Raw genomic sequence first — 23,052 nt, forward strand, 5'->3', positions numbered from 1 at the left:
GGTAGAGTGTCCTACCTCAATAATGAAACGGGCGACCATTACAACTATCTAAGCAACCAGTCTGGTTCTGTGACTGGCTTGACCAAGGACGGAGTAGCAGTTGCTTCAAGCAGCTATAGTCTTTACGGATTAACCAAGCAGTCAACAGATGAAACAGGCAATCCATTTGCCTACAATGGGGAAGCACGGGACATCACGGGACTTGACTACCTCAGAGCCCGCTACTATGATAGAAGGGCTGGGACTTTCTTAACTGAGGATAGCTACCAAGGTGAACTGGGGGATCCCCTCAGTCAGAACCGCTATGCCTATGTCCATAATAACCCAGTCAACTACACAGACCCAAGTGGACACTTCTGGAAGAGCATTAAGAGGGCGGCAAGCAACGCTTGGAACGGTGTGAAGAAAGCGGCAAGTAAGACTTGGAATACCGTTAAACGAGTTGCGACGAATACATGGAATTCCGTTAAGAGCGCCTATAACACAGCAGCTAGTTGGGTTGGTAACAAGGTGAATCAAGCCAAGCAGTGGGTAAGTCAGCAGTGGAATAATGTCACAAATTGGTTTGGCAATCAAGTTAACAGGGTGTACCAAGCAGGCCAACAGGTCTATCATAGTGCAAGTAGCTATACCCAAGCCCAGCACCAGCAAGTGCAGGCTCAAGTTCAAGCCCAGCGTCAACAAGCTGTTCAAAATGAGTATGCCCAAGCAACTGGTATGAAAGGCACACCGAAGAGTCGAGAAGGGAAGAACCTTCTTCGGAACTGGGGTGCTGCCCTTGCCAAGACCTTGAAGCATGTGTGTACAACAGCCAAGCGAGTTGGCAAGCAAATTGTGAAAGCTGCTAAGAAGATTGACTGGAAGAAGGTAGCTGTTACAGCAGGTGCTATTGGTGTGGGTGTTGCCCTCACGATAGCAACAGGCGGATTGGGAGCCCCAATCGCTATGGCGATTGGAGGAGCTGCCTCAGGAGCGATTATCTCTGGCTACGATGCTTACAGCTCTGGACAACGCGGCTGGGCACTAGCAGGAGCGATTGGAAAAGGCACAGGCTTAGGAGCGATTACTGGTTTTGCGGGTGGCTCATTGATGGGAGCAGGCTCAGGTATTGCGACCAGTGTGACACAGAATATTAGCAATCAGGCAGTCCGTCAAGTAGCCAAGGTTGGTGTTGAAGCTGGTATTGAAACAGCTATTGACACAGGTCTTGATGTCGCAACAGGCAATCAGCTTACTGGTCAAACAGTAGCCATGAATTTTGCTTATAATCTTGTAAGCAATGGAGCAGGTAGTGTATCTCCTAAGAAAGCCCCTAAGGCGGATGTGAATACAGCTAAACCAACGACAGGTGAAGTGTTAGATGCGGACTATATACATCAGAGACCAGTTAGAGATATAACGCCGGCTAAGTCCTCCTCGCAGAAAGTACTAAATGATGCAAGAACAGATACACCGAGACTTGAAGTATCGAGAGTTAATGTTCAAGCAGGAACATATAAAAATCAGACTAAAGCACTAAAAGGCACCGATTATCAGGCACATCATATTAATCAAGGAGCTATGATGAAGAAGACCGTTCCAAATTACAGTTATAATGATGGTGTGACTGTTCCATTGATTGGGAATATAAGAAAAGATATCGGTAGTCCTCATTATAATGCTCATGCTAGTATGGAAGATTTTTATAATCAGTATAGAAAAGGTGGAGAACTAGAATTTGAAATTCCAACAGTTAATGATTATAATATTGCAACAGAAAAGTCCCTGCGTAATGCTGGATTACAAGATAGTCAAATTAACGAGATTATGTCATCGGTTAAAGTAGAGCAAAGATACTATGGTTTAGACGAGAGTAGTGAAATACAGTTACCTGGTAGATTAAACCTACCTAGAAAGTAGTATAATGGATAAAATAATAGCAAGTATATTGAAAAGTTTAAAAGAACAAAGAGAGGAAACTGAGTTATTGATTATTCAAGTTTCAAGAAAGGAGGGAGAAAAAAGAATTAATTCAATTGAATGGGAAAATTTTTGTTTAGATTTAAGAAATGATATGTTGTTTCAATTCAAGTTATCGTATTCTCCTGAGAGTGCTAAAGGCTGGAATCAGTTTGCTCGCCATTATCGAGAGGAATTTTCTAGTTCGATAAAAGATTTTTTAAGAACTCAGTTTTTTTCAGAGGAAACAGTCATAAGTATTGGTTTTGATATGGGAAATGTTATTATATATAAGTCCATTCAACAAGAATATGGTTTTTCATTTCAATTTTATGAAGAAATGTATAATATTTATAAATCGGGGTACATTCCTGTTGGATATGAGGGAGCATATCCGAATGGAAAAATGGTGGTAATGAAACTATAAAATTTGGGTTGGGAACTTAAGTAATATCGTCTAAAGGTCTGTCCTGATGGCACCCTCTATGATGGGGATGATAACCGAGTATTTACCGCCAACCGTAAAGAGGGCAAGCATACCTATCAACTCTTCAAACGCGAGGAGAAGAAGAAATCTCCCTATACTTCTCCAAATGGGGAGGAACATAGCCTCTTCTGGTATGGCTTTAGTCAGAACGTTCTACAGTCGCTCTCTACCTTACCACAGACCGTTGGTACTATCTGGCATGAGATTTTTGACGATGTATCCACCGCCTATCACAAGAAAGTGGCTAAGGACAGAGCCAATGAGGAGGGGCTTGTCATCAACCCACCAGACTTAGGAAATCTCCCTGGCGAGGGTGAGGTGACCTATGCCAGCCGAGTCAAGGAAGTTCTTATCCCTTACACCACGAGAGAAGACACATTCAACTATTATGAAGAGCGCAACTATGTCAATGATGTCAATCGGGCACATACCGAAGTTCTCCAGACCTATGACCGGGAGCTGAAAGCCCGTGAGACCTATACCTACGGACAGGGTAGAGTGTCCTACCTCAATAATGAAACGGGCAAACACTACTACTACCTAAGCAACCAAGCAGGTTCTGTGACTGGCTTGACCAAGGACGGAGTAGCAGTTGCTTCAAGTAGCTATAGTTATAGTCTTTACGGCTCAACCAAGAATAGTACAGACACTACAGGCAATCCATTTGCCTACAATGGGGAAGCAAGGGACATCACAGGACTTGATTACCTGCGTGCAAGATACTATGATAGCAGGGCTGGGACGTTCTTAACCGAGGATAGCTATGCGGGTCAAGCAACAGACCCCCTCAGTCAGAACCGCTATGCCTATGTCCATAACAATCCAGTTAATTATACAGATCCAAGTGGACACTTCTGGAACAAGCTATGGAAAGGTGCTAAGAAATTCGGCAATAACTTGTGGAATGGTGCTAAGAAACTCTATCACAAGGTTGAGAGATTTGTAGGGAATCTCTCGAATGCGGGTCAGAATTTGGCTAGCCATTCGTTGAATAAGCTGACGGAGTTTATTTCTGGTGGAAGTCGGGGAGGTAGTCAGATACAACCTGCACGATCCTTTACAAGACCATCTATAGGAAGCCAACCCCATTCAACGTATGATTGGGTAACTGGAAAGGCATATCAGCCTCATTATACGGCTGTGAATCGTTGGCAAGAAGCACGAGTAAGTGGTCTATCTACGCATCATTGGGGAACTTCACAGACCCGAGAAGCCCAGCATATCGATCGCAACTGGACGAAAGCCCTAGAGGAAACGATACGGCATGTCTGCAATCCGAGGACAACCAAGGCAAGGGATAAGGGTTCTACCCCGAAACCGATTAGCTTTGGAGGTGGAGGTGTTGCCAGCTGGGATGGTACTTCTAGCACAAGTAATCAAGCACAAAAAAGTAGTAAAAAAGGACATGCATTTGATCCAAGCGGTCTGAAAAATCTTTCGTCAGGGAATATTCAAGCACTCGCAGGGGTAGCAGGCGTATTGGCAGGACTATTAGGAGGACCAGTGGCTGGCTTTGCGACTTATGGAGCTGTTAGCTCAGGTTTAACAAGTTATTCTAATGGTGACAAGCCATTTGATGTGGCAATGAATACAGCAGGCGGTGCTTTACAAGGTTATTTTGTTGGTAAGTATGTTGAAGCTGTATATATAGCTGCCAGTGGAGCAGTAGCTGGGTCAGGTGTGATATTGAACCAACCAAAGCAAGCTGAAAAACCCTATGGTTCCCAACCAGCTAACGGACCATTAGAACCATTGAAACCCTATGGTCCCCAACCAGCTAGTGGGAATTTGGAACCGTTAAAACCTCTTCCTAATTTAGAGAATATGACCCGTGTTGGACGTTGGATGTCACCGGAGGAATATGCTAAGATGGTGGAGACGGGGAAAGTACAGGTGTCTCCTAATGGTGATAGAACTTTTGTTTCCAATCCTGCTGATATTGAAGCATTTCAATCGGCTCCCAAGGGCTCTGTTTATATTGAATTTGATGTAGATAAAAATTATATTTTTCAAGCTGGACAAAAAAATTGGGGACAGATTGTAGCTCCAGGGTCTAAGTTCGATAGATTATTAGAGAAAAGAGGAATACCTATTTTAGACGAAATGCTTGATGCTTATAATATTGAAAAAATAGGAGAAAAATAATGTTGGAAGTAGAAAAGAAAATAGCCTTGGTTAAATCTTGGATAGAAAATCTTGAATTTAGTAGTGGTAAGTTAAATATAAAATATATTATTGATAAAAAAAATTGTCTGGAAGTTGAGATTTCTAAGTCAAATCTAATATGGAGCGTATTAGTTAATAGCCCGGATTTTGCTCCGTATAGAAATGTTTGGATTGAAGTACTTGATTTAGATAATATAGACAATTATTATATATTAAGTTGGGGAGATGATATCTCTACTATAGAAGATGATATTATAAATAAGCTAAATGAAACCATTATATTGTTGCTAAAGTAAATACAAGGCTATTCTTATAGAAAGTTTCCATATCTTACCAGAGGTAAAAGATATTATAATCATTATTTCCGTGGCGCTGTAGGCGATTGAGCTAGTCTGAGAGGACTTAGAAAACGATGGAGATGATTTAATCGTTTTCCGTCCTCTTTTTCCTAGCCCCCCGCCCACCTATGGAGGATAACTCCATAGGTGGCTTAGACATCACCACGGGTGTCATAGTAAAGCATAACCAAGGCGAAAGACAAAAGCAGTACACCAGTTAGTTTTGGAGGTGTTGCCAGTTATGGAGTAAATCTAGGAGGTGTTGCCAGCTGGGATGGTACGGCAGGTTCAAGCTCTCGCTATCAGCCAAAATCTACATCTAAACCGAAAGAGTTGACTGAGAAAGAGATAGCAGCAAGAAGAGTAGAGGGGAAAAAACTCCTCAAGATACTTGGTGGAGAGCTCAGTGGCTGGTATAGTGCCAAACGTCTTTGGACAGGGAAAGACCCTGTAACAGGAGAAATGGCGAATCGTTGGTTTGCGGCAGGCGAACTTGGTCTTGATTTGGCTAGTTATATGATTTTGTTTGCCAAAGCCGGAAAAGCTATCAAGGCAGCCCAGACAGCCGGTAAAGTGATTGATACGCTGGATAATGTCAGTGACGCATCGAAAGCCTTGAAAGCTGTGGATACTGTTGGTGATACTAAAGATGCTCTGAAAGTTGCAGAAGCTGCGGATGATGTACAGGATACGGTAAAGGGATTAAGAGGAACTAAATCAATAGATGAACTACCTCAGAATGTACAGGAAGCTTATAAGGGGTACGATGGAGTTGATTGGAAAGGAAATTATAAGGGACAAAGTACTGGGACACGTGCTGGAAAGAGATTTGATAATGATGATTTATATCTTCCAGAATTGGATTCCTCTGGTAACAAAATTACTTATAAAGAGTATGATGTGAATAATTATATTCCAGGATCAACAGGGCGTGATAGTCAAAGACTAGTTAGAGGTAGTGATGGTAGTGTTTATTATACATGGAACCACTACGATAATTTTATAAAGGTGGAGTAGTATGAATATTTTAAAGACAATTAGTGTACTTGAAAAATTGGAAATTATTTTTAATATTCAAGAAAAAGCATGTATAATTAGTCTAGATGGCAGACTGTTACAAGAAAAGAATAGTGCTATAAACTATATATGTAAGTCTTTTCAAATTGAGAGGAGAGTAACAAATTGGGCAGGTTTAAGGGATGTTCTTAGTGATTCTTATTGGATAAGTAATGATGTTATTTATGTATTTTTAACTAATCAACAATTAATTTTTCATGATAATTTGAATTTTAGGCAAATTTTACTAACAATCTTTTCTGATACTATTGATTGGTGGAATGGCGATGTTGAAAAATATGTTATTGGAGGTAAAAAAAAGTCATTCCATGTTTATTTAGTAGACTGCTAAAAGGTTTCCGTGGTGCTGTAGGCGCTTGAGCTAGTCAGAGAGGACTTTGAAAACGCTAGGATGTATTTACTCGTTTTCCGTCCTCTCTTACCTAGCTCCCCGCCCACCTATGGAGTTATCCTCCATAGGTGTTTTAGACATCACCATGGGAATTATCTAGTTTGTCATAGTAAAGTATGACAAAGGCAAAAGACAAAAGCAGTACCAACAGATAAAGGGTGGAGTATTTATGAACATAATGGTTTTGTACACATTAAGGATGATTTAGGGAGGATGAGGATAAGATTAAATCCACCAGATAGAACGACCACATATCCTCATATGCATTTTTATGATAAAAATAAGAATTTATTAGATTTAGATGGAAATATTGTAGATTTTAAATCTCCCGAGGGGCATATTCCATGGAATAATGGAGGAAATTAAATGAATCATACACAAATATTAAATGGAATCGAGCAGACGGACTATTGGGATGCACAAATTTTAGATTTTGAAATAAAGTATTTAGGAGATGAGGTAAATTTATTCATAGAGAGCCATGCATTAGAAGATGTTGAAAAATTTTGTTGGAGAATAAAATTTTTACGATGTGCCAAGGTTAATTATGAAACAGATGCTAATTGGCTTACGGAATCTCAAGGAAAAAAAACATTATGGAGAGAGAAAGATGTGAAAACTTTGAGAGGGGGACAACTTTTAGGCTACTCTGGATATGATATTCAAGTATTAAATATGGGAGATGAATTTTATAGCAGTAAGATTATCCTAGCCAATATGTCTATTAATATTGTTTGTCAGGATATTGAAGTTTCGAAAGTTTTAATTGCGGATCAGCATTTTTTCTGGGATGAGGATAACTAATAAATTAATCGCAAAAATTCTTAACTACTTTTATATAAAAGGTTTAGTAGTGAATTACTACTGTGTTTCCTCATAACATTATGTTCCGTGGTGCTGTAGGCGATTGAGCTATTCATCGAGGACTTTGAAAACGTTGGAGATTATTTAATTGTTTTCCGTCCTCCCTTGCCTAGCTCCCCGCCCACCTATGGAGGTTACACTCCATGGGTGTTTTGATATCATTCTTACAGTTATCTAGTTTGTCCTAGTTACAATATTGTAAAAGAGTAAGTTTTTCAGCTTTTCTTCGTTTCTTACATTCTAGACTCGGGATGAGCGATCTGGGAATGGTGTGTTTCACTCCTATCCCGCACAGCTCCAACAATCAGAGTAGTGACTGTTGGAGGTTGGAAATGAAGCGAATTCGTCCGCATTAGTCGTAGAGGTCAGATTGGATGCTTAAAAAGTGAACGAATATGGGTGAAGAGCTCCAGTGGGGATTTTTAGCCTGTTTCCTTGAAACAAGCAATATTTCCAATCTTCAATGGTATGATAGCCGTTGAGGTAATCAACTACTGCGCTGAGATATTTGTGCGGAGTCTGAGAAGTGTACGGGCTTTTTGGCTAGTCTTGTTGCGATGTCCCATGGGGTACATCATAGTAAGGCTGTTTTTCTTGAAGTTTTTCAGAGTGTTTAAGGGTGCAAGCTATGCTTGCACCCTTAAGTTTTGTCCATATAGATTGAATTATAGTCCTTTCGTTTCTCTTTCATTACTTCGTTAGCACGCTTTTCCATACTCTGTTACAGCCAGCAGCTTGTTACTTAGTACTATAGTCAGTCCTTTCGTTTCTCTTTCATTGCTTCGTTAGCACGCTTTTCCATACTCTGTTACAGCCAGCAGCTCGTTGTCTAATACTAAAAGTAAACTAATACTCATTTAAAGTCAAAATAGCTATTATTTACTGAAAACAAAGTCGACTACTAGTTTTTGAAACACTGTGCAATTAGGAACTACTATAGCGCATCACAATCCATAGTAGTCGTGTATTAGGTTTTCAAGTGAAAGCAAACGCAGTGAGCTAAAAGACTACTTCCGCCGCAGTGGTATCCCCGGCAATAAATACCTTGTGACTGAGGACGGGATTTTCAAAACCTTTAGCTCGAAAATGAGGAATGAAACTCCGTATCCGTCCGCAAAACTTAAGGAAGTAGTAAGAAATGCTAATTTTGATTTTAAATGAGTATAAATGACTATAAAAGACTATATTGCGCTTATTTCTTACCAAAAAGAGGGAAACAGAGAAAGGTGATGTCCCTTTTCTGTTTCCCTTTTTACTATCATTTTTTAGAGTAATCCGCGTTCACGATACCAGACATCTGGTGTCCAGGTCCATTTGCTGCCATAGCTTTCTAATAAATCAAATGCAGCTTGTGGCCCCATACTTCCTGCTGGGTAGTAGTGAAGCGGTACTTGATTTTCCTGCCAAATACGGACTACTTGGTCGATAAATTGCCAGCTCGCTTTCACCTCTTCCCAATGGCTAAAATTGGTCGAATCTCCATGTAGGACATCATAGAAGAGTTTTTCGTATGCTTCTGGTGAATTACCAAGGGCAGTTGCATTGTGACGGAAGTTGAGCTTAGCTGGAGTAAGTGTAAAGTGCGATCCAACTTCCTTACCATTGATTGTAAGAGAAAAGCCCTCGGTTGGTTGGATATAAATGGTTAGAATATTCTTTTGAGCATGTTGACCGAAAATATCATGTGCCTGCTTAAAGACAATCGTAATGCGGGTTCCTTTTTCTGTCAAACGCTTACCGGTACGGAAGAAGAATGGTACATCACGAAAGGCCTCGGTATCTACAAAGAATACCCCGCTTGCAAAGGTTTCTGTTTGAGAATTTACGGCGATATTTGGCTCTTCCAAATAGCCTACAAAGTCGTTTCCATCAATGTGCCCAGCGGTGTATTGCCCTCTGATAAAATTGCGCTTGATTTCTTCTGCGGTTTGTTGTTTCAGATGTTGGAAGACCTTGATTTTTTCAGCCCGCACGTCTGCCTCGTTAAAGCTGGCAGGCTTATCCATGGCAAGGAGGGAAAGAACTTGCAGGGCATGATTTTGAATCATGTCTTTCAAGGCTCCTGAATGGTCGTAGTAGCCCCCACGATCCTCGACCCCGATTGATTCTGCGAAGTTGATTTGGACAGATTCGATATAGTTGCGATTCCAGATATGCTCAAAAATGATATTAGCAAAGCGAACGGCAAAAATATTTTGCACCATTTCCTTTCCAAGGTAGTGGTCAATGCGGTAGATTTGTTCTTCTTCAAAGGTTTCTGACAATTCTTGATTGAGCTTTTGGGCTGTTTCTAAGCTTGTTCCGAATGGTTTTTCAATGATAAGACGTTCAAAACCTTTTCCATTGACAATTTGTTCAGATTTCAAATGTTTAGCAATGGTCCCGAAAAACTCAGGTGCCATTGATAGGAAGAAGACCTTGTTATGCTTGGTTTCATATTTTAATCCCAGTTTTTCCTGCAGTTGCTTTAAGGCAATATAGTGATCGGTATCGTTGACATCGTGGCTTTGGTAGTAAAAATGGCTGGCAAATTCATGTGCTTGGCGCGTATTGTCTGGTAAATCCCCGAGCGATTCAATCACGACTTGTTCAAAATATTCCTTGGTCCAAGGACGGCGCGCTGTACCAATCACAGCAAAGTGCTGCCCGATATGTCCAGCTTTATACAATCGAAAAAGTGAGGGATAGAGTTTGCGTTTAGCAAGATCCCCACTCGCTCCAAAAATAGTAAATAATACATGTGATGACATAGATAATTTCCAATCTGTAGAATTTAATATTAGTATATCATAAATTGTCTGAAAATTCACCTGATTTTCCAGAGGGGAAGAAGATATTTTCCCAGCTAGAAAACACGGTAAACATAGGGATTTTTGGGTTGTTCAATCTTGGTGTATTCTCTCAGTTCAAGCGTTGGGAGTGCTTGTTGGAGGGAAGTGTGATAGGTCAGTTGAATGCTTCCCTTGGCTGAAACCCAGGTATTATCTGGAAATTTTGCTGACTGACCTGTTGAGAGAAGACCGTAGACACCTGAATCAGCAATACAATGAATAATTCCAAAGCGGAAGAGAAATTGCTGATGAGCATTATCAGGATCATTGTAGACAAATCCTACCATTTCAATCTCTTTTCCAACAAATTCATTGGGAAAATCATAAATAGCTTCCATGATTTCCATGTAATTTTCACTAGTCACGTGAATGATTTCTTGTTTTAGGTAGCGATCAGCAACCTGACGCATTTGGTCTTGGTAGCTTGACTTGGTGAAGTAGGCTGAAGTGTCTGGCTTCAAGTATTGGACAGTTGTCCCTTCTTGTTCTTGAATCTCAGTATCTGCTCCCGCTGCGAGTGGGAAATGATAGCCCTTAGCAGCGACTGTTGTTGAGTCAAGATGTACTGTTGGAAAGCCCCAGGCTACAAGCAAGGGAATGAGGAGGAGAGCAATACTGCTACATTTTGCTATTTTAGTTGATAGATGGCTATGGGGTTCTAATTGCTTGACCCATATATAAAGCTGAATCAAGGCTAATACAAAGGTTAATACCATGGAGAGATAGGCCAGGTAAGAATAGTGGAGATTGATGTATTGATCGAGTTTTCCCGAAACGTAGAGATAGAGAGTCATTTCAAAGTAACCCGTTAAAATGAAGAAGCGGATCATGCTAGAAACCTCCTAATAGAAGACAGTATAAGGTGATGACGACAGATATAATCCCGATAAACTGTAGGATAAAGGCTGGTTTAAAGGAATGCTTCATCATGATGAGATTTTTAATATCAATCATGGGACCAATCACTAAAAAGGCCATAATCGGCGCAAAGCCAAATGTTGCCAGCAGGGAAGCACCAATAAAGGCATCGGCTTCTGAGCAAAGGGATAACAAAAAGGCAAGGAGCATCATCAAAAGGATTGCTGTAAATGGATTGTGGCTGATGTGGGTCAACATGCTAGTTGGAATATAGACCTGAACGAGGCTAGCAAATAAGCAACCAAACACTAAGTAGCGACCGGTATCAAAAAATTCATCGATACTCTGGATGAAGGCTTGACCTACTTTTTTCCAGGCACTTACCTGCGAAAAATCATGTGTATGTAGTGGTGCGGCCCCCTCTTTTAAAATAGAGTTCGTCTGGATAAAACCTAGAAAAATACCTAGTACAAGGGCGACCAGAATGGAGCCCAGTGCACGATAAAGAGCGAATGTAATAGAATTTCCAAAGGCAGTAAAGGTCGCAAAGAGGACGATTGGATTGATAACCGGAGCTGTTGCTAGAAAAGGAATAGCTGTGTAGGTCGGTACTTTTTTCTCTAGCAGTCGGTTGACAATCGGTACGATTCCACATTCACAAGACGGAAAAAGAAAGCCAATAAAGCTACCAAATAAGATACGAAAAAAACGGTTCTTAGGCAGGACTTTATGTACATGGTCAGGTGTGATATAGACCTCAATGAAGCCTGAAATCAAGGAACCAATGAGAACAAAAGGCAGGGCTTCAATCATAATAGAAAGAAAAATGGCTCCTGCTTGTAAGACAGAAGCTGGCAAGTGTTGTAATCCTAACATAACTATCCCTCTACTTTTCTGAAACTTTTTTCTCAGGAGTTTCTTTTTTTGCTATAGGGTTAGGAAAGTCGACTGTTTCGAGGACATCAAAAGAAGCAAATTCTTCTAACATTTTTTCTAAATCATCTTTGCGTTTGTATGTAATAGCCATGTGGCACCTCCAAATCAGTTAATACCCCTATTATACCCTTTCTGTGCTTGGGTCGCAATCATTTGCTACACCGTAAGGCTAGGCTAGTACTTCATCTTTTATTACTTCGTTTACTCGCTTTGTTGTACTCTATAGTATAGTCTGTAGCTCCTTGCCTCGTACGAAAAGCGAATTAAAAGACTGTATCTGCAGGATTTCAGACTTTCTTCCCTAATTCTTCTTCAAATCATGATATAATGAAAGTATGAAAAAGAGAATGAATGAATTAGTAGAAAAGCTCAATCAATACGCAGATGCCTATTATCGTTTGGATCAGCCACTTGTCTCAGATGCAGAGTATGACAAGCTGTATCGCGAATTGGTGGAGTTAGAAGCAACCAACCCTAAGTTAGTCTTACCAAACAGTCCCAGCCATCGTGTAGGTGGCAAGGTCTTGGATGGATTTAGTAAATACCAGCATCAGTATCCCTTATATAGTTTACAAGATGCTTTTTCTTTTGAAGAATTAGAAGCCTTTGACAGCCGTGTTCGCAAGGAATTTCCTCAAGTGACTTATATTTGCGAATTAAAAATTGACGGCTTGTCGATTTCGCTGACTTATGAAGCAGGACAGTTGGTCGTGGGAGCAACCCGTGGTGATGGAAGCATTGGCGAAAACATCACGGAAAACCTTAAGCGGGTGCAGGATATCCCACTAATCCTACCTGAGGCACTTGATATCACTGTTCGTGGGGAATGCTACATGCCAAGGGCTTCGTTTGCCAGAGTGAATCAGATTCGCCAAGAAGCAGGTGAGGTCGAATTTGCCAATCCGCGAAATGCAGCAGCAGGGACACTACGTCAATTTGATACGCGGATTGTTGCTAAGCGCGGTCTTGGAACGTTTTTATACCAAGAAGCCAGTCCTACAGAGGTGGATAGTCAGTTGCATGTACTGGAAAAACTGACGAAGTTAGGCTTTGTAACCAATCACGATTACCATTTGGCAAACACGATTGAAGAGGTTTGGCAATTTATTGAAGAATTGGCAGGTCGCAGACAAGATCTACCTTATGATATTGACGGCGTTGTGATTAAGGTCAATAATCTAGCGGTTCAAGAAGAACTAGGCTTTACAGTTAAGGCACCGCGTTGGGCCATTGCTTATAAATTTCCTGCTGAGGAAAAAGAAACGAAAATCCTTTCTGTCGATTGGACAGTCGGTCGCACAGGAGTTGTGACACCGACAGCTAATTTAACACCTGTTCAGTTAGCAGGAACAACAGTGAGTCGTGCGACCTTACATAATGTGGATTACATTGCTGAAAAAGATATCCGCCTGTATGATACGGTCATCGTGTATAAGGCTGGAGATATTATCCCAGCAGTCTTATCTGTTGTGAAAGCAAAACGTGACCAGCAAGAGCCCTTGCTTATTCCAACAGAATGCCCAAGCTGCAGTAGTGAGCTACGTCATTATGAGGAAGAGGTAGCTCTGCGCTGTATCAATCCTTTATGTCCGGCTCAACTAAAGAGTAAACTAGAACATTTTGCAAGTCGAGATGCGATGAATATTGCAGGGCTGGGTAGTTCTATTGTAGAAAAACTCTTTTCAGCCAATTTGGTTCACGATGTAGCAGACATTTATCGCCTGTCTGTAGAGGACTTGCTATCCCTAGAGGGGTTCAAAGAAAAATCTGCGACTAAGCTTTATCAGGCCATTCAAGGGTCAAAAAATAATTCAGCAGAACGTCTTTTATTTGGTCTGGGGATTCGCCACGTTGGTAGCAAGGCTAGTAAGATAGTTCTTGAAAAATTCATGACGATTCCAAGTCTTGCAGAGGCGAGTTTTGAAGAAATCTCAGCCTTAGACGGTCTTGGGACAGTGATTGCGGAGTCTTTGACTACCTATTTTGGAAGTGATGGTGCTAAAACCTTGGTAGCAGAATTAGCAACTTCAGGTGTCAACCTATCCTATCTGGGACAAGTGGCATCATCGGATGCACCCTTGGCTGGTATGACCATTGTACTGACTGGAAAATTAGAGCATCTCAAGCGAAGCGAGGTTAAGACCAAATTGGAGAGTTTAGGAGCGAATGTGGCAGGTTCGGTCTCAAAAAAAACAGATCTTGTCATCGTAGGAAGTGATGCAGGAAGTAAGTTGGCCAAGGCGCAAGCACTAGGGATTGAAGTACGAGATGAAGCCTGGTTAGAAAGTCTATAGGTGCAAAAAATGGAACAAAGAAAACGTGCTCGATTGATTTACAATCCTGTTTCTGGACAGGAAATGATGAAGAAACATATAGCAGAAGTCTTGCATATTTTAGAAAGTTTTGGATACGAAACCTCCGTCTTTCAAACAAGTCCTGAACCGGATTCTGCTAAAAATGAAGCGACCAGATCAGCTAGAGCAGGATTTGATTTGATTATTGCGGCGGGTGGCGACGGGACAATCAACGAAGTAGTCAATGGAATTGGTTTTCTCCCAGAGCGTCCCAAAATGGCGATTATCCCGACTGGAACGACCAATGATTATGCTCGCGCCTTGAAGATTCCAAGGGGAAATCCGATTGAAGCAGCCAAGGTGATTGGCAAGCAACAGACTATTCTCATGGACATCGGTTTGGCTAAAAATGAACAATTTGGAGATAATTACTTTATCAATATTGCTGCGGCTGGAACCTTGACTGAATTGACTTATAGTGTTCCAAGTCAGCTAAAGACGATTTTTGGGTATTTAGCATATGTTGTAAAAGGTGCAGAGTTATTGCCGCAGGTTCAATTTACACCAGTTCGTGTAACCCATGATGAGGGAGTATTTGAAGGGAAAATCTCGATGATTTTTGTTGCTCTGACCAACTCAATCGGCGGTTTTGAGAAAATTGTCCCAGATGCTAAATTAGACGACGGTATGTTTACACTCATCATGGTCAAGACAGGAAATCTCTTTGAAATTCTACATCTAATCCGCTTAGTAATTGACGGTGGTAAGCATGTTGATAGCCATAAGATTGAGTATATTAAGACACGCCAGCTCACAGTAGAATCCTTGGACAGCAGCAATCGGATGATGTTGAACCTTGATGGTGAATATGGAGGAGATGCTCCAGTTGAATTGATCAATCTTGCCAATCATATCGAATTTTTCGCAGATACCGACAAAGTAGCAGATGAGGCCATTACTCTTGATACGGAGGATATCAGTCGAGAAGATATGACCAAACGCTTTATTGAAGAAGCAGACAATTTGGAAGAGACTATATAAATAGGAAGAAAAGATCGTTAATCTTTTCTTTTTTATAAACATTCTTTGCGAAAAACGTTTTCAAATACTGTCTTTTCTTGACAAACGCATTTTTTAGGAGTATGCTATCATGGTATAAAAATTTTAAAGGAGAATAAAAAAATGGATGTATCTGCATTAGCTTTAGGTGTTGCCTGTTTAGGTGTTAGTGTTGGTGAGGGACTTTTGGTTGCTAGCTATCTTAGCTCAACAGCACGTCAGCCTGAATTACAAAGCAAACTAATGACAGGGGTATTCATGGGTGTTGCTTTCATTGAGGGTACTTTCTTCGTAACTCTTGCGATGACACTGTTCTTACGTGGATAAGGAATACCTCAGAATCATTAGAAAGGGGGAGTAATCGTGGAAGGAACTGCAGCTCCAACTATTACTCTAGGTCCTGTAACATTTGATGTAACCATGGTCATTGTCACAATGGTTACAATCACTCTTATATTTTTACTTGTATTTTGGGCAAGTCGCAGTATGACATTGAAACCAAAAGGAAAGCAAAATGTTTTGGAATATGTCTATGAGCTAACAATAAACTTTACTAAGGGGAATTTGGGCGATGTGGAATCAAAAAGATATTCTCTTTATTTCTTTGTTCTTTTCCTATTTCTCTTGGTTGCTAATAACCTTGGCTTGATGACCAAGTTAGAGTCATCAGAGGGTGTAAACTTTTGGACATCGCCAACTTCTAATATGGCCTATGACTTTGGACTAGCTATTATGGCGGTTGTTTTCTGCCATGTAGAGGGGATTCGCCGCCAAGGATTTAAAAACTATTTAAAAGCATTTGTTACCCCTTGGGCGATGGCTCCGATGAATATTTTGGAAGAAGTGACCAACGTAGCTTCCCTTGCACTTCGTTTATACGGAAATATCTTTGCCGGTGAAATTTTGGTAACCTTGCTGGTACAGATGTCGCAAAAAAGTGCGTTTGCTTATCCAATCGCCTTCCTATTAAATGTCATCTGGACTGGTTTTTCAGTCTTTATTTCCTGCTTGCAAGCCTATGTGTTTGTCATGTTGGTTTCGATGTATTTGAACAAAAAAATTCAAGTTGAAGGTGAATAGGAAAGGATTAGGTATTCATGATTACAGGACTAAGTATAAACAGCACTATGCTGGGTAATTTTATTCTAGTAACGGCTTCGTTTGCTGTATTGATTGTAGCAATTCGCCTCTTTGCTTGGGATAAGATTACAGGTATTTTTGAAGAACGTGCTGCTAAAATTTCAGGTGACATCGACGCTGCTGAAGAAAAATTGGCAGTAGCCACTAGCCTTGTTGACCAGAGAGAACAAGAGTTGGCACAAGGTCGCGCAGAGGGACAACAGATTGTTCAAGATGCTGTTGAACGGGCAAAATTGGAGAAAAAACGCATTTTAGAACAAGCTGAAGTAGAAATTGAAGCCTTGAAAAAGAAAGCAGATTTAGAAATTGAAGCTGAGAAGCGAGAAGTTCAAGAGAAATTGCATATTCAAGTTGCAGATTTGGCTGTTGATTTGGCTAGTAAAATTATCTTGGAAGACTTGGATCAGCAGGCACATAGTGAGTTGATTAATCGTTATCTTGATAGGCTAGGAGAAGAATAATGAATGCTAGAGAAACTGCCTTAGTGCAAAAATATGCTCAATCATTCGTTGATAAGGTATATGATCGTGAGGATGTTTGGACCATTTATGATCAAATTTCAGCTATTCTCACGGTTATCCATGATAGTAAATTGAATCGAATTCTCTTATCTGCGACGGTTTCTCAGGATGAAAAGGCAGAATTTATTCATGCCATTCGTCAATCAACGTATCGTGAAGTCAATGACCTAGTTGAAGCTGTAGCTCGGGATGGTCATGCTGATTTACTCGTTGATACACTAGAAGCTGCCTTGGTCTTTATTAGCAAGAGCAAGCAAGAATTTGATGCGCATGTTGTATCTGTTTACCCATTGACAGATGAGCAAAAAGCAAGAGTGCGTCATCTAGTGGAGAGTCGTTTTTCATTGAAAGTTCGCAATATTGTAGAAGAAATTGACAAAGAGGTACTCGGTGGTTTTATCATTACGGTCAACCACAAGGTACTTGACGCCAGTGTGCGGACGCAGTTGAAAGAAATTCGAAATAGACTTTAGAAAATAGAAAGTGGTGTTCTTTTGGTGATTAATGCACAAGAAATTAGCGCTTTACTAAAACAACAAATTGAAGGGTTTCAACCTGATTTTGACTATACAGAAACGGGAGTCGTGACCTATATTGGTGACGGAATTGCCCGTGCCCATGGTCTTGATAATGCCATGAGTGGGGAGCTACTCGTCTTTGAAAATGGCACTATCGGTATGGCCCAGAACTTGGAAACGGTGGATGTGGGGATTATTATCTTAGGTCCCTTTACTGACATTCGGGAGGGTTCTGTTGTTCGCCGTACAGGAAAAATTATGGAGGTACCAGTTGGTCAAGCCTTGATTGGTCGTGTGGTCAATCCGCTTGGACAGCCAGTGGACGGACTTGGCGACATTCGGACTAGTAAAACAAGACCGATTGAATATCCTGCACCAGGTGTTATGCAACGGAAATCCGTTAATGAGCCTTTACAGACAGGTTGGAAAGCCATTGATGCTCTCGTGCCAATCGGTCGTGGTCAGCGGGAGTTGATTATCGGAGACCGTCAGACAGGGAAAACCTCCATTGCTATCGATACAATCTTGAACCAGAAGGATCAAGATATGATTTGTATCTATGTTGCGATTGGGCAAAAAGAATCAACTGTTCGAGCCCAGGTAGAAACGCTTCGCCAGTACGGGGCGCTTGATTATACTATCGTAGTAACAGCTTCGGCTTCTCAACCGGCGCCTTTGTTATTTTTAGCACCATATGCAGGTGTTGCCATAGCAGAAGAATTCATGTATGAAGGAAAGCATGTTTTAATCGTCTACGATGATTTGTCAAAACAAGCGGTTGCCTATCGTGAATTGTCTTTACTTCTTCGTCGACCACCTGGTCGCGAGGCTTATCCAGGAGATGTCTTCTATCTGCACAGTCGCTTGTTAGAGCGTTCTGCAAAGGTATCAGATGAATTAGGTGGTGGATCGATTACAGCCCTGCCATTTATCGAAACTCAGGCAGGAGATATTTCGGCCTATATCGCAACCAACGTTATTTCAATTACAGACGGGCAAATTTTCTTGAAAGATGATTTGTTCAACTCAGGGATTCGTCCAGCGATTGATGCAGGGTCATCGGTATCTCGTGTTGGTGGTTCAGCTCAAATCAAGGCTATGAAAAAAGTAGCAGGTACGCTTCGGATTGACCTTGCATCTTATCGTGAATTGGAGGCCTTTACCCAGTTTGGTTCGGATTTAGATGCGGCAACGCAGGCGAAATTAAATCGCGGACGTCGGACAGTAGAAGTCTTGAAACAACCGCTTCACAAGCCCTTGCCTATTGAGAAACAGGTCTTGATTTTGTATGCATTGACAAATGGCTTTTTGGATTCTGTTCCAATAGATGATATTTTGAGCTTTGAAGAAGAATTGTATGCCTACTTTGACTTGCACCATGGTGATCTTTTGGATACTATTCGTATCACAAAAGATTTGCCAGATACAGATGAATTGAATGCTGCTATTCAGGAATTCAAAGATCAGTCTGTTTTTAAGTAAAGGAGAAGTGTTATGGCAGGTTCTCTCAATGAATTTAAAACAAAAATTGCCTCTACAAAGAAAACCAGTCAAATCACAGGTGCTATGCAAATGGTGTCAGCTGCCAAGTTAGCGAAATCAGAGCAGCTGGCAAAATCTTTTCAGATTTATGCTGGTAAGGTGCGGAAAATCACGACGGACTTACTCCGGGGTGAATTGATGGAAGGATCAACCAACCCAATGTTGATTCGCCGTCCAATCCAAAAATCAGGCTACATCGTCATTACTTCTGATAGTGGCTTAAAAGGCAGTTACAATGCAATGATTTTAAAAGCTGTTATGGACATGATTGAACAGGATCATGTGACTAAGGATGAGTATGAAATCATTGCGATTGGTGGCATGGGGGCAGACTTCTTTCGGGCACGTGGTATTCAGCCCATTTTTGAATTACGTGGTTTAGCAGATAATCCTAGCTTTGATGATGTTCAAAAAATTATTTCAAAATCTGTTGAGATGTATAAGAATGAAATTTTTGATGAACTGTATGTTTGTTACAATCACCATATCAACAGTTTAAGCCGTAAAGTTCGTGTACAGCAAATGCTACCTGTAGAGGACTTGGATCACAACGAGGCAGACGGATATACTGCTACCTTTGAATTAGAACCAAGTCGAGAAGCGATTTTGGGACAACTCTTGACCCAGTATGCGGAATCAACGATTTACGGTGCGATTTTAGATGCTAAGACAGCTGAAAATGCGGCAGGTATGATTGCTATGCAGACAGCTACAGACAATGCTAAATCTGTTATTGATGATTTAACCATTCGCTATAATCGTGCCCGTCAGGCAGCCATTACCCAAGAAATTACGGAGATTGTTGCAGGAGCAAGCGCTCTTGAGTAGAGAAGCAGTAGGCAAAAGCATGCGCATGCAAAGCTGTTATAATGTACAGATACCAAAAACTATCCAGTGGAGAGTTTTTAGACATTGTACGTTTTTGTATCTTGGTGTAATTGAATTCGGGCTACAACTCTTTGACAAAAAGACCAATCTCATTGGTTGCAAGCCAACCTGCTTTGATTGCCTATTTTGTCTAGGAGTTGCTTCACGCCCTTGTATCTTGATGTAATTGAATTCGGGCTACAACTCTTTGACAAAAAGACCAATCTCATTGGTTGCAAGCCAACCTGCTTTGATTGCCTATTTTGTCTAGGAGTTGCTTCACGCCCTTGTATCTTGATGTAATTGAATTCGGGCTACAACTCTTTGACAAAAAGACCAATCTCATTGGTTGCAAGCCAACCTGCTTCGATTGCCTATTTTGTCTAGGAGTTGCTTCACGCCCTTGTATCTTGATGTAATTGAACACAGCCTACGAGCTGCGTAAAAAAGAAACGCAACTGTTGCAACTTTGGTTGCTTACAGGTGTGGTTACCTTTAGGTATAGGTTTCCTGGAGTCTACAGACTCTGCGTTAACCTCCTATTTTTACCTTGCTCGTTTTACGGCTTTTGTATCTTGGTGTAATTGAATTCGGGCTACAACTCTTTAACAAAAAGACCAATCTCATTGGTTGCAAGCCAACCTGCTTCGATTGCCTATTTTGTCTAGGAGTTGCTTCACGCCCTCATATCTTAGTAAAGGAGAAAAAATGAGTTCAGGCAAAATTACGCAGGTTGTTGGACCGGTCGTTGATGTCACATTTTCGGCTGATGATAAACTTCCTGAAATTAACAATGCACTTATCGTTTATAAGAACGATGAATCAAAACAAAAAGTCGTACTTGAAGTTGCTTTAGAGCTAGGCGAAGGTGTCGTTAGAACTATTGCTATGGAATCTACAGACGGCTTGACTCGTGGAATGGAAGTGTTAGACACGGGTCGTCCAATTTCTGTGCCTGTTGGAAAAGAAACATTGGGTAGGGTCTTCAATGTTCTAGGTGATACCATTGACTTGGAAGCACCATTTGACGATACGGTAGAACGCCAGCCGATTCATAAAAAAGCTCCTACCTTTGCTGAATTGTCAACTGCGACAGAAATTTTAGAAACAGGGATTAAGGTTATTGACCTTTTGGCTCCTTATTTGAAAGGTGGTAAAGTTGGTCTCTTCGGTGGTGCCGGAGTTGGTAAAACCGTTCTTATCCAAGAATTGATTCATAATATTGCTCAAGAACATGGTGGTATTTCCGTATTTACCGGTGTGGGAGAGCGGACCCGTGAAGGAAACGACCTTTACTGGGAAATGAAAGAATCGGGTGTTATCGACAAGACAGCCATGGTGTTCGGTCAAATGAATGAGCCACCAGGAGCTCGGATGCGGGTTGCCTTGACTGGTTTGACCATTGCAGAATACTTCCGTGATGTGGAAGGTCAGGATGTCCTTTTATTTATTGATAACATTTTCCGTTTCACACAGGCTGGTTCAGAAGTGTCTGCCCTTTTGGGACGGATGCCATCAGCCGTAGGGTATCAACCGACATTAGCAACTGAAATGGGACAATTACAGGAGCGGATTACTTCAACGAAGAAAGGTTCGGTAACTTCTATTCAAGCAATCTATGTTCCAGCTGATGATTATACCGATCCAGCGCCAGCAACAGCTTTCGCACACTTGGATTCAACAACCAATTTGGAGCGGAAGTTAACCCAGTTAGGAATTTATCCAGCCGTTGATCCTCTTGCTTCTAGCTCTCGTGCTCTCGCGCCTGAAGTCGTTGGAGAAGAACATTATGCGGTTGCCATGGAAGTAAAACGCGTCTTGCAACGCTATCACGAATTGCAAGATATCATTGCAATCTTGGGAATGGATGAATTGTCTGATGATGAAAAGACCTTGGTTGGTCGTGCTCGTCGAATTCAATTCTTCTTATCACAAAATTTCAATGTTGCTGAGCAATTCACTGGTATGCCAGGTTCCTACGTACCGGTTGCAGAAACTGTGCGTGGCTTTAAGGAAATCTTGGATGGTAAACATGACAAGGTACCAGAAGATGCTTTTCGTAATGTTGGTTCGATTGATGATGTGATTGCCAAAGCAGCCAAAATGGGATTTTAGAGGTGTTTTATGGCACAAATGACAGTACAAATCGTAACGCCAGACGGTATTCGTTATGATCACCATGCGGCTTTCGTACTGGTTCGGACAACAGTAGGTGAGCTTGGGATTTATCCTGGGCACGTGGAGTTGATCGCTGTTCTGGCTATTGATGAAATTAAGGTTCGCCGAATTGATGATGAAAATCATGTCGATTGGATTGCGGTCAATGGTGGGATTATCGAAATCTCTAAAGATTTGATTACCATTGTATCGGATTCCGCAGAACGTGCACGTGATATCGATGTTAGTCGTGCGGAACGTGCGAAGTTACGCGCAGAGAAAGCTTTAGAAGAAGCACAAAGTGCCCACAATATTGACATGGAAAAACGGGCAGCCATTGCGCTTCAGCGCGCAATTAACCGAATTCGTGTTGGGAATAGGTAAGGAATGGTATCCTGGGTGGGCTACTTTGATTTAGGAGAATTGTTACTCTATATAGAATCGAAATAAAAGCCCACGAAGACGGTATCTCAGCTCTAGTCCATAAAAACTAGAGCACCTACATCTCGCTCTTTGAGTATCAAGGCTGTTTTTGTATGTTGAAAAACAAATGATACTGAATAGTAGAAAGTAATCTTGAATGGGTGTGTTGAGCTGTGGCTACCGGTTTTAATAGGTGTAAAAATCACCTTTTTCATCGTTTAATCTGTGGCTTTATTTTCGGTTTAGAGGAGGCTAGCTTTGCTAACCTTATTACCAAGCTTTTATAGTCATTTCGTTTATATTTTTATTACTTCGTTCACTCGTTTTGCCGTACTCCAGTACTACCTGTGACTCCTTGCCTAGTACTAAAAATAAACGAAACGGCTATACCATTCTCAATTTTGAAAGCTGCTGAAATGTTGAGTTCTATAGAGTATCAGAGTAGTAGATGCTCCAAAGGAAAGATACTGATAAAGAGGTCGGGAGGTTCCCGCCTCTTTTTATCGTTATGTTTATTACTTCGTTACCTCGCTTTGCCATACTTACTCTAGTACAAGCCTGCAGCTCCTTGCCTGATACTCAAAATAAGCTAAAAGACTATAATAATTTGAAACACTATTCAAGGCATCCTGTTATGGACGGGAG

General features: G+C 41.2%; 21 protein-coding genes. 17 read left to right on the forward strand and 4 right to left on the reverse strand.

Annotated elements, in window-relative coordinates:
• Positions 1–6: 6 nt before the first annotated feature.
• From E4T79_RS02815 to E4T79_RS02850, 7 genes are all read left to right on the forward strand, one after another.
• A complete protein-coding gene (locus E4T79_RS02815; protein ID WP_245168031.1) occupies positions 7–1,899 on the forward strand; it encodes an RHS repeat-associated core domain-containing protein in 1,893 nt (630 codons plus the stop codon).
• A 4-nt stretch (positions 1,900–1,903) separates the two neighbouring features.
• Positions 1,904–2,365, forward strand: a complete 462-nt coding sequence (locus tag E4T79_RS02820) for a hypothetical protein (protein WP_135027413.1) — start codon at positions 1,904–1,906, stop codon at positions 2,363–2,365.
• 300 nt (positions 2,366–2,665) lie between these two features.
• Positions 2,666–4,570, forward strand: coding sequence for an RHS repeat-associated core domain-containing protein (locus E4T79_RS02825; RefSeq protein ID WP_245168034.1), 1,905 nt, complete (start codon positions 2,666–2,668; stop codon positions 4,568–4,570).
• Positions 4,570–4,887, forward strand: coding sequence for a hypothetical protein (locus E4T79_RS02830; protein WP_135027416.1), 318 nt, complete (start codon positions 4,570–4,572; stop codon positions 4,885–4,887). Before E4T79_RS02825 ends, E4T79_RS02830 begins: the two co-directional genes overlap by 1 nt.
• Before the next feature lie 375 nt (positions 4,888–5,262).
• Positions 5,263–5,946, forward strand: a complete 684-nt coding sequence (locus E4T79_RS02835; RefSeq protein WP_135027419.1) for a ribonuclease domain-containing protein — start codon at positions 5,263–5,265, stop codon at positions 5,944–5,946.
• A gap of 1 nt (position 5,947) precedes the next feature.
• Positions 5,948–6,337: a hypothetical protein gene (locus E4T79_RS02840; RefSeq protein ID WP_135027422.1), complete on the forward strand. Its 390-nt coding sequence runs from the start codon at positions 5,948–5,950 to the stop codon at positions 6,335–6,337.
• Positions 6,338–6,763: 426 nt separating this feature from the next.
• Positions 6,764–7,201 carry a hypothetical protein gene (locus E4T79_RS02850; RefSeq protein WP_135027425.1) on the forward strand — a complete coding sequence of 146 codons (438 nt, stop codon included), beginning with the start codon at positions 6,764–6,766 and terminating at the stop codon, positions 7,199–7,201.
• A gap of 1,325 nt (positions 7,202–8,526) precedes the next feature.
• On the opposite strand, the gene zwf is transcribed toward E4T79_RS02850, so the two are convergent.
• The 4 genes from zwf to E4T79_RS10970 all read right to left on the reverse strand — a co-directional run bounded on the left by zwf (position 8,527) and on the right by E4T79_RS10970 (position 11,977).
• Complete coding sequence (zwf, locus tag E4T79_RS02855) at positions 8,527–10,011, reverse strand: glucose-6-phosphate dehydrogenase (protein WP_135027428.1); 1,485 nt, start codon at positions 10,009–10,011, stop codon at positions 8,527–8,529.
• A 95-nt stretch (positions 10,012–10,106) separates the two neighbouring features.
• Positions 10,107–10,922: a TIGR03943 family protein gene (locus E4T79_RS02860; protein WP_135027467.1), complete on the reverse strand. Its 816-nt coding sequence runs from the start codon at positions 10,920–10,922 to the stop codon at positions 10,107–10,109.
• 1 nt (position 10,923) lies between these two features.
• Entirely contained in the window at positions 10,924–11,826 is a 903-nt protein-coding gene (locus E4T79_RS02865; RefSeq protein WP_135027470.1) for a permease, read from the reverse strand.
• 10 nt (positions 11,827–11,836) lie between these two features.
• On the reverse strand, positions 11,837–11,977 hold the full coding sequence (locus E4T79_RS10970; protein ID WP_167752608.1) for an SPJ_0845 family protein: 141 nt from the start codon (positions 11,975–11,977) through the stop codon (positions 11,837–11,839).
• 244 nt (positions 11,978–12,221) lie between these two features.
• On the opposite strand from E4T79_RS10970, the gene ligA reads away from it, so the two are divergent.
• From ligA to E4T79_RS02915, 10 genes are all read left to right on the forward strand, one after another.
• Positions 12,222–14,180 carry an NAD-dependent DNA ligase LigA gene (ligA, locus tag E4T79_RS02870; RefSeq protein WP_135027473.1) on the forward strand — a complete coding sequence of 653 codons (1,959 nt, stop codon included), beginning with the start codon at positions 12,222–12,224 and terminating at the stop codon, positions 14,178–14,180.
• A 9-nt stretch (positions 14,181–14,189) separates the two neighbouring features.
• Positions 14,190–15,221 carry a diacylglycerol kinase family lipid kinase gene (locus E4T79_RS02875; protein WP_135027476.1) on the forward strand — a complete coding sequence of 344 codons (1,032 nt, stop codon included), beginning with the start codon at positions 14,190–14,192 and terminating at the stop codon, positions 15,219–15,221.
• 141 nt (positions 15,222–15,362) lie between these two features.
• A complete protein-coding gene (locus E4T79_RS02880; RefSeq protein ID WP_067089042.1) occupies positions 15,363–15,566 on the forward strand; it encodes a F0F1 ATP synthase subunit C in 204 nt (67 codons plus the stop codon).
• Between the two features lie 36 nt (positions 15,567–15,602).
• A complete protein-coding gene (gene atpB, locus E4T79_RS02885) occupies positions 15,603–16,319 on the forward strand; it encodes a F0F1 ATP synthase subunit A (RefSeq protein WP_135027479.1) in 717 nt (238 codons plus the stop codon).
• 17 nt (positions 16,320–16,336) lie between these two features.
• Positions 16,337–16,840, forward strand: a complete 504-nt coding sequence (atpF, locus tag E4T79_RS02890) for a F0F1 ATP synthase subunit B (RefSeq protein ID WP_135027482.1) — start codon at positions 16,337–16,339, stop codon at positions 16,838–16,840.
• On the forward strand, positions 16,840–17,373 hold the full coding sequence (locus tag E4T79_RS02895) for a F0F1 ATP synthase subunit delta (RefSeq protein WP_135027485.1): 534 nt from the start codon (positions 16,840–16,842) through the stop codon (positions 17,371–17,373). Before atpF ends, E4T79_RS02895 begins: the two co-directional genes overlap by 1 nt.
• A 21-nt stretch (positions 17,374–17,394) precedes the next feature.
• Positions 17,395–18,900, forward strand: a complete 1,506-nt coding sequence (gene atpA / locus E4T79_RS02900; RefSeq protein ID WP_135027488.1) for a F0F1 ATP synthase subunit alpha — start codon at positions 17,395–17,397, stop codon at positions 18,898–18,900.
• Between the two features lie 12 nt (positions 18,901–18,912).
• Complete coding sequence (locus tag E4T79_RS02905) at positions 18,913–19,788, forward strand: F0F1 ATP synthase subunit gamma (protein WP_135027491.1); 876 nt, start codon at positions 18,913–18,915, stop codon at positions 19,786–19,788.
• 747 nt (positions 19,789–20,535) lie between these two features.
• Positions 20,536–21,942, forward strand: coding sequence for a F0F1 ATP synthase subunit beta (gene atpD / locus E4T79_RS02910; RefSeq protein ID WP_135027494.1), 1,407 nt, complete (start codon positions 20,536–20,538; stop codon positions 21,940–21,942).
• A gap of 9 nt (positions 21,943–21,951) precedes the next feature.
• Positions 21,952–22,368: a F0F1 ATP synthase subunit epsilon gene (locus E4T79_RS02915; RefSeq protein ID WP_135027497.1), complete on the forward strand. Its 417-nt coding sequence runs from the start codon at positions 21,952–21,954 to the stop codon at positions 22,366–22,368.
• Positions 22,369–23,052: the final 684 nt, after the last annotated feature.

The sequence above is a fragment of the Streptococcus sp. LYSM12 genome (assembly GCF_004569635.1).
Classification (GTDB): Bacteria; Bacillota; Bacilli; order Lactobacillales; family Streptococcaceae; genus Streptococcus.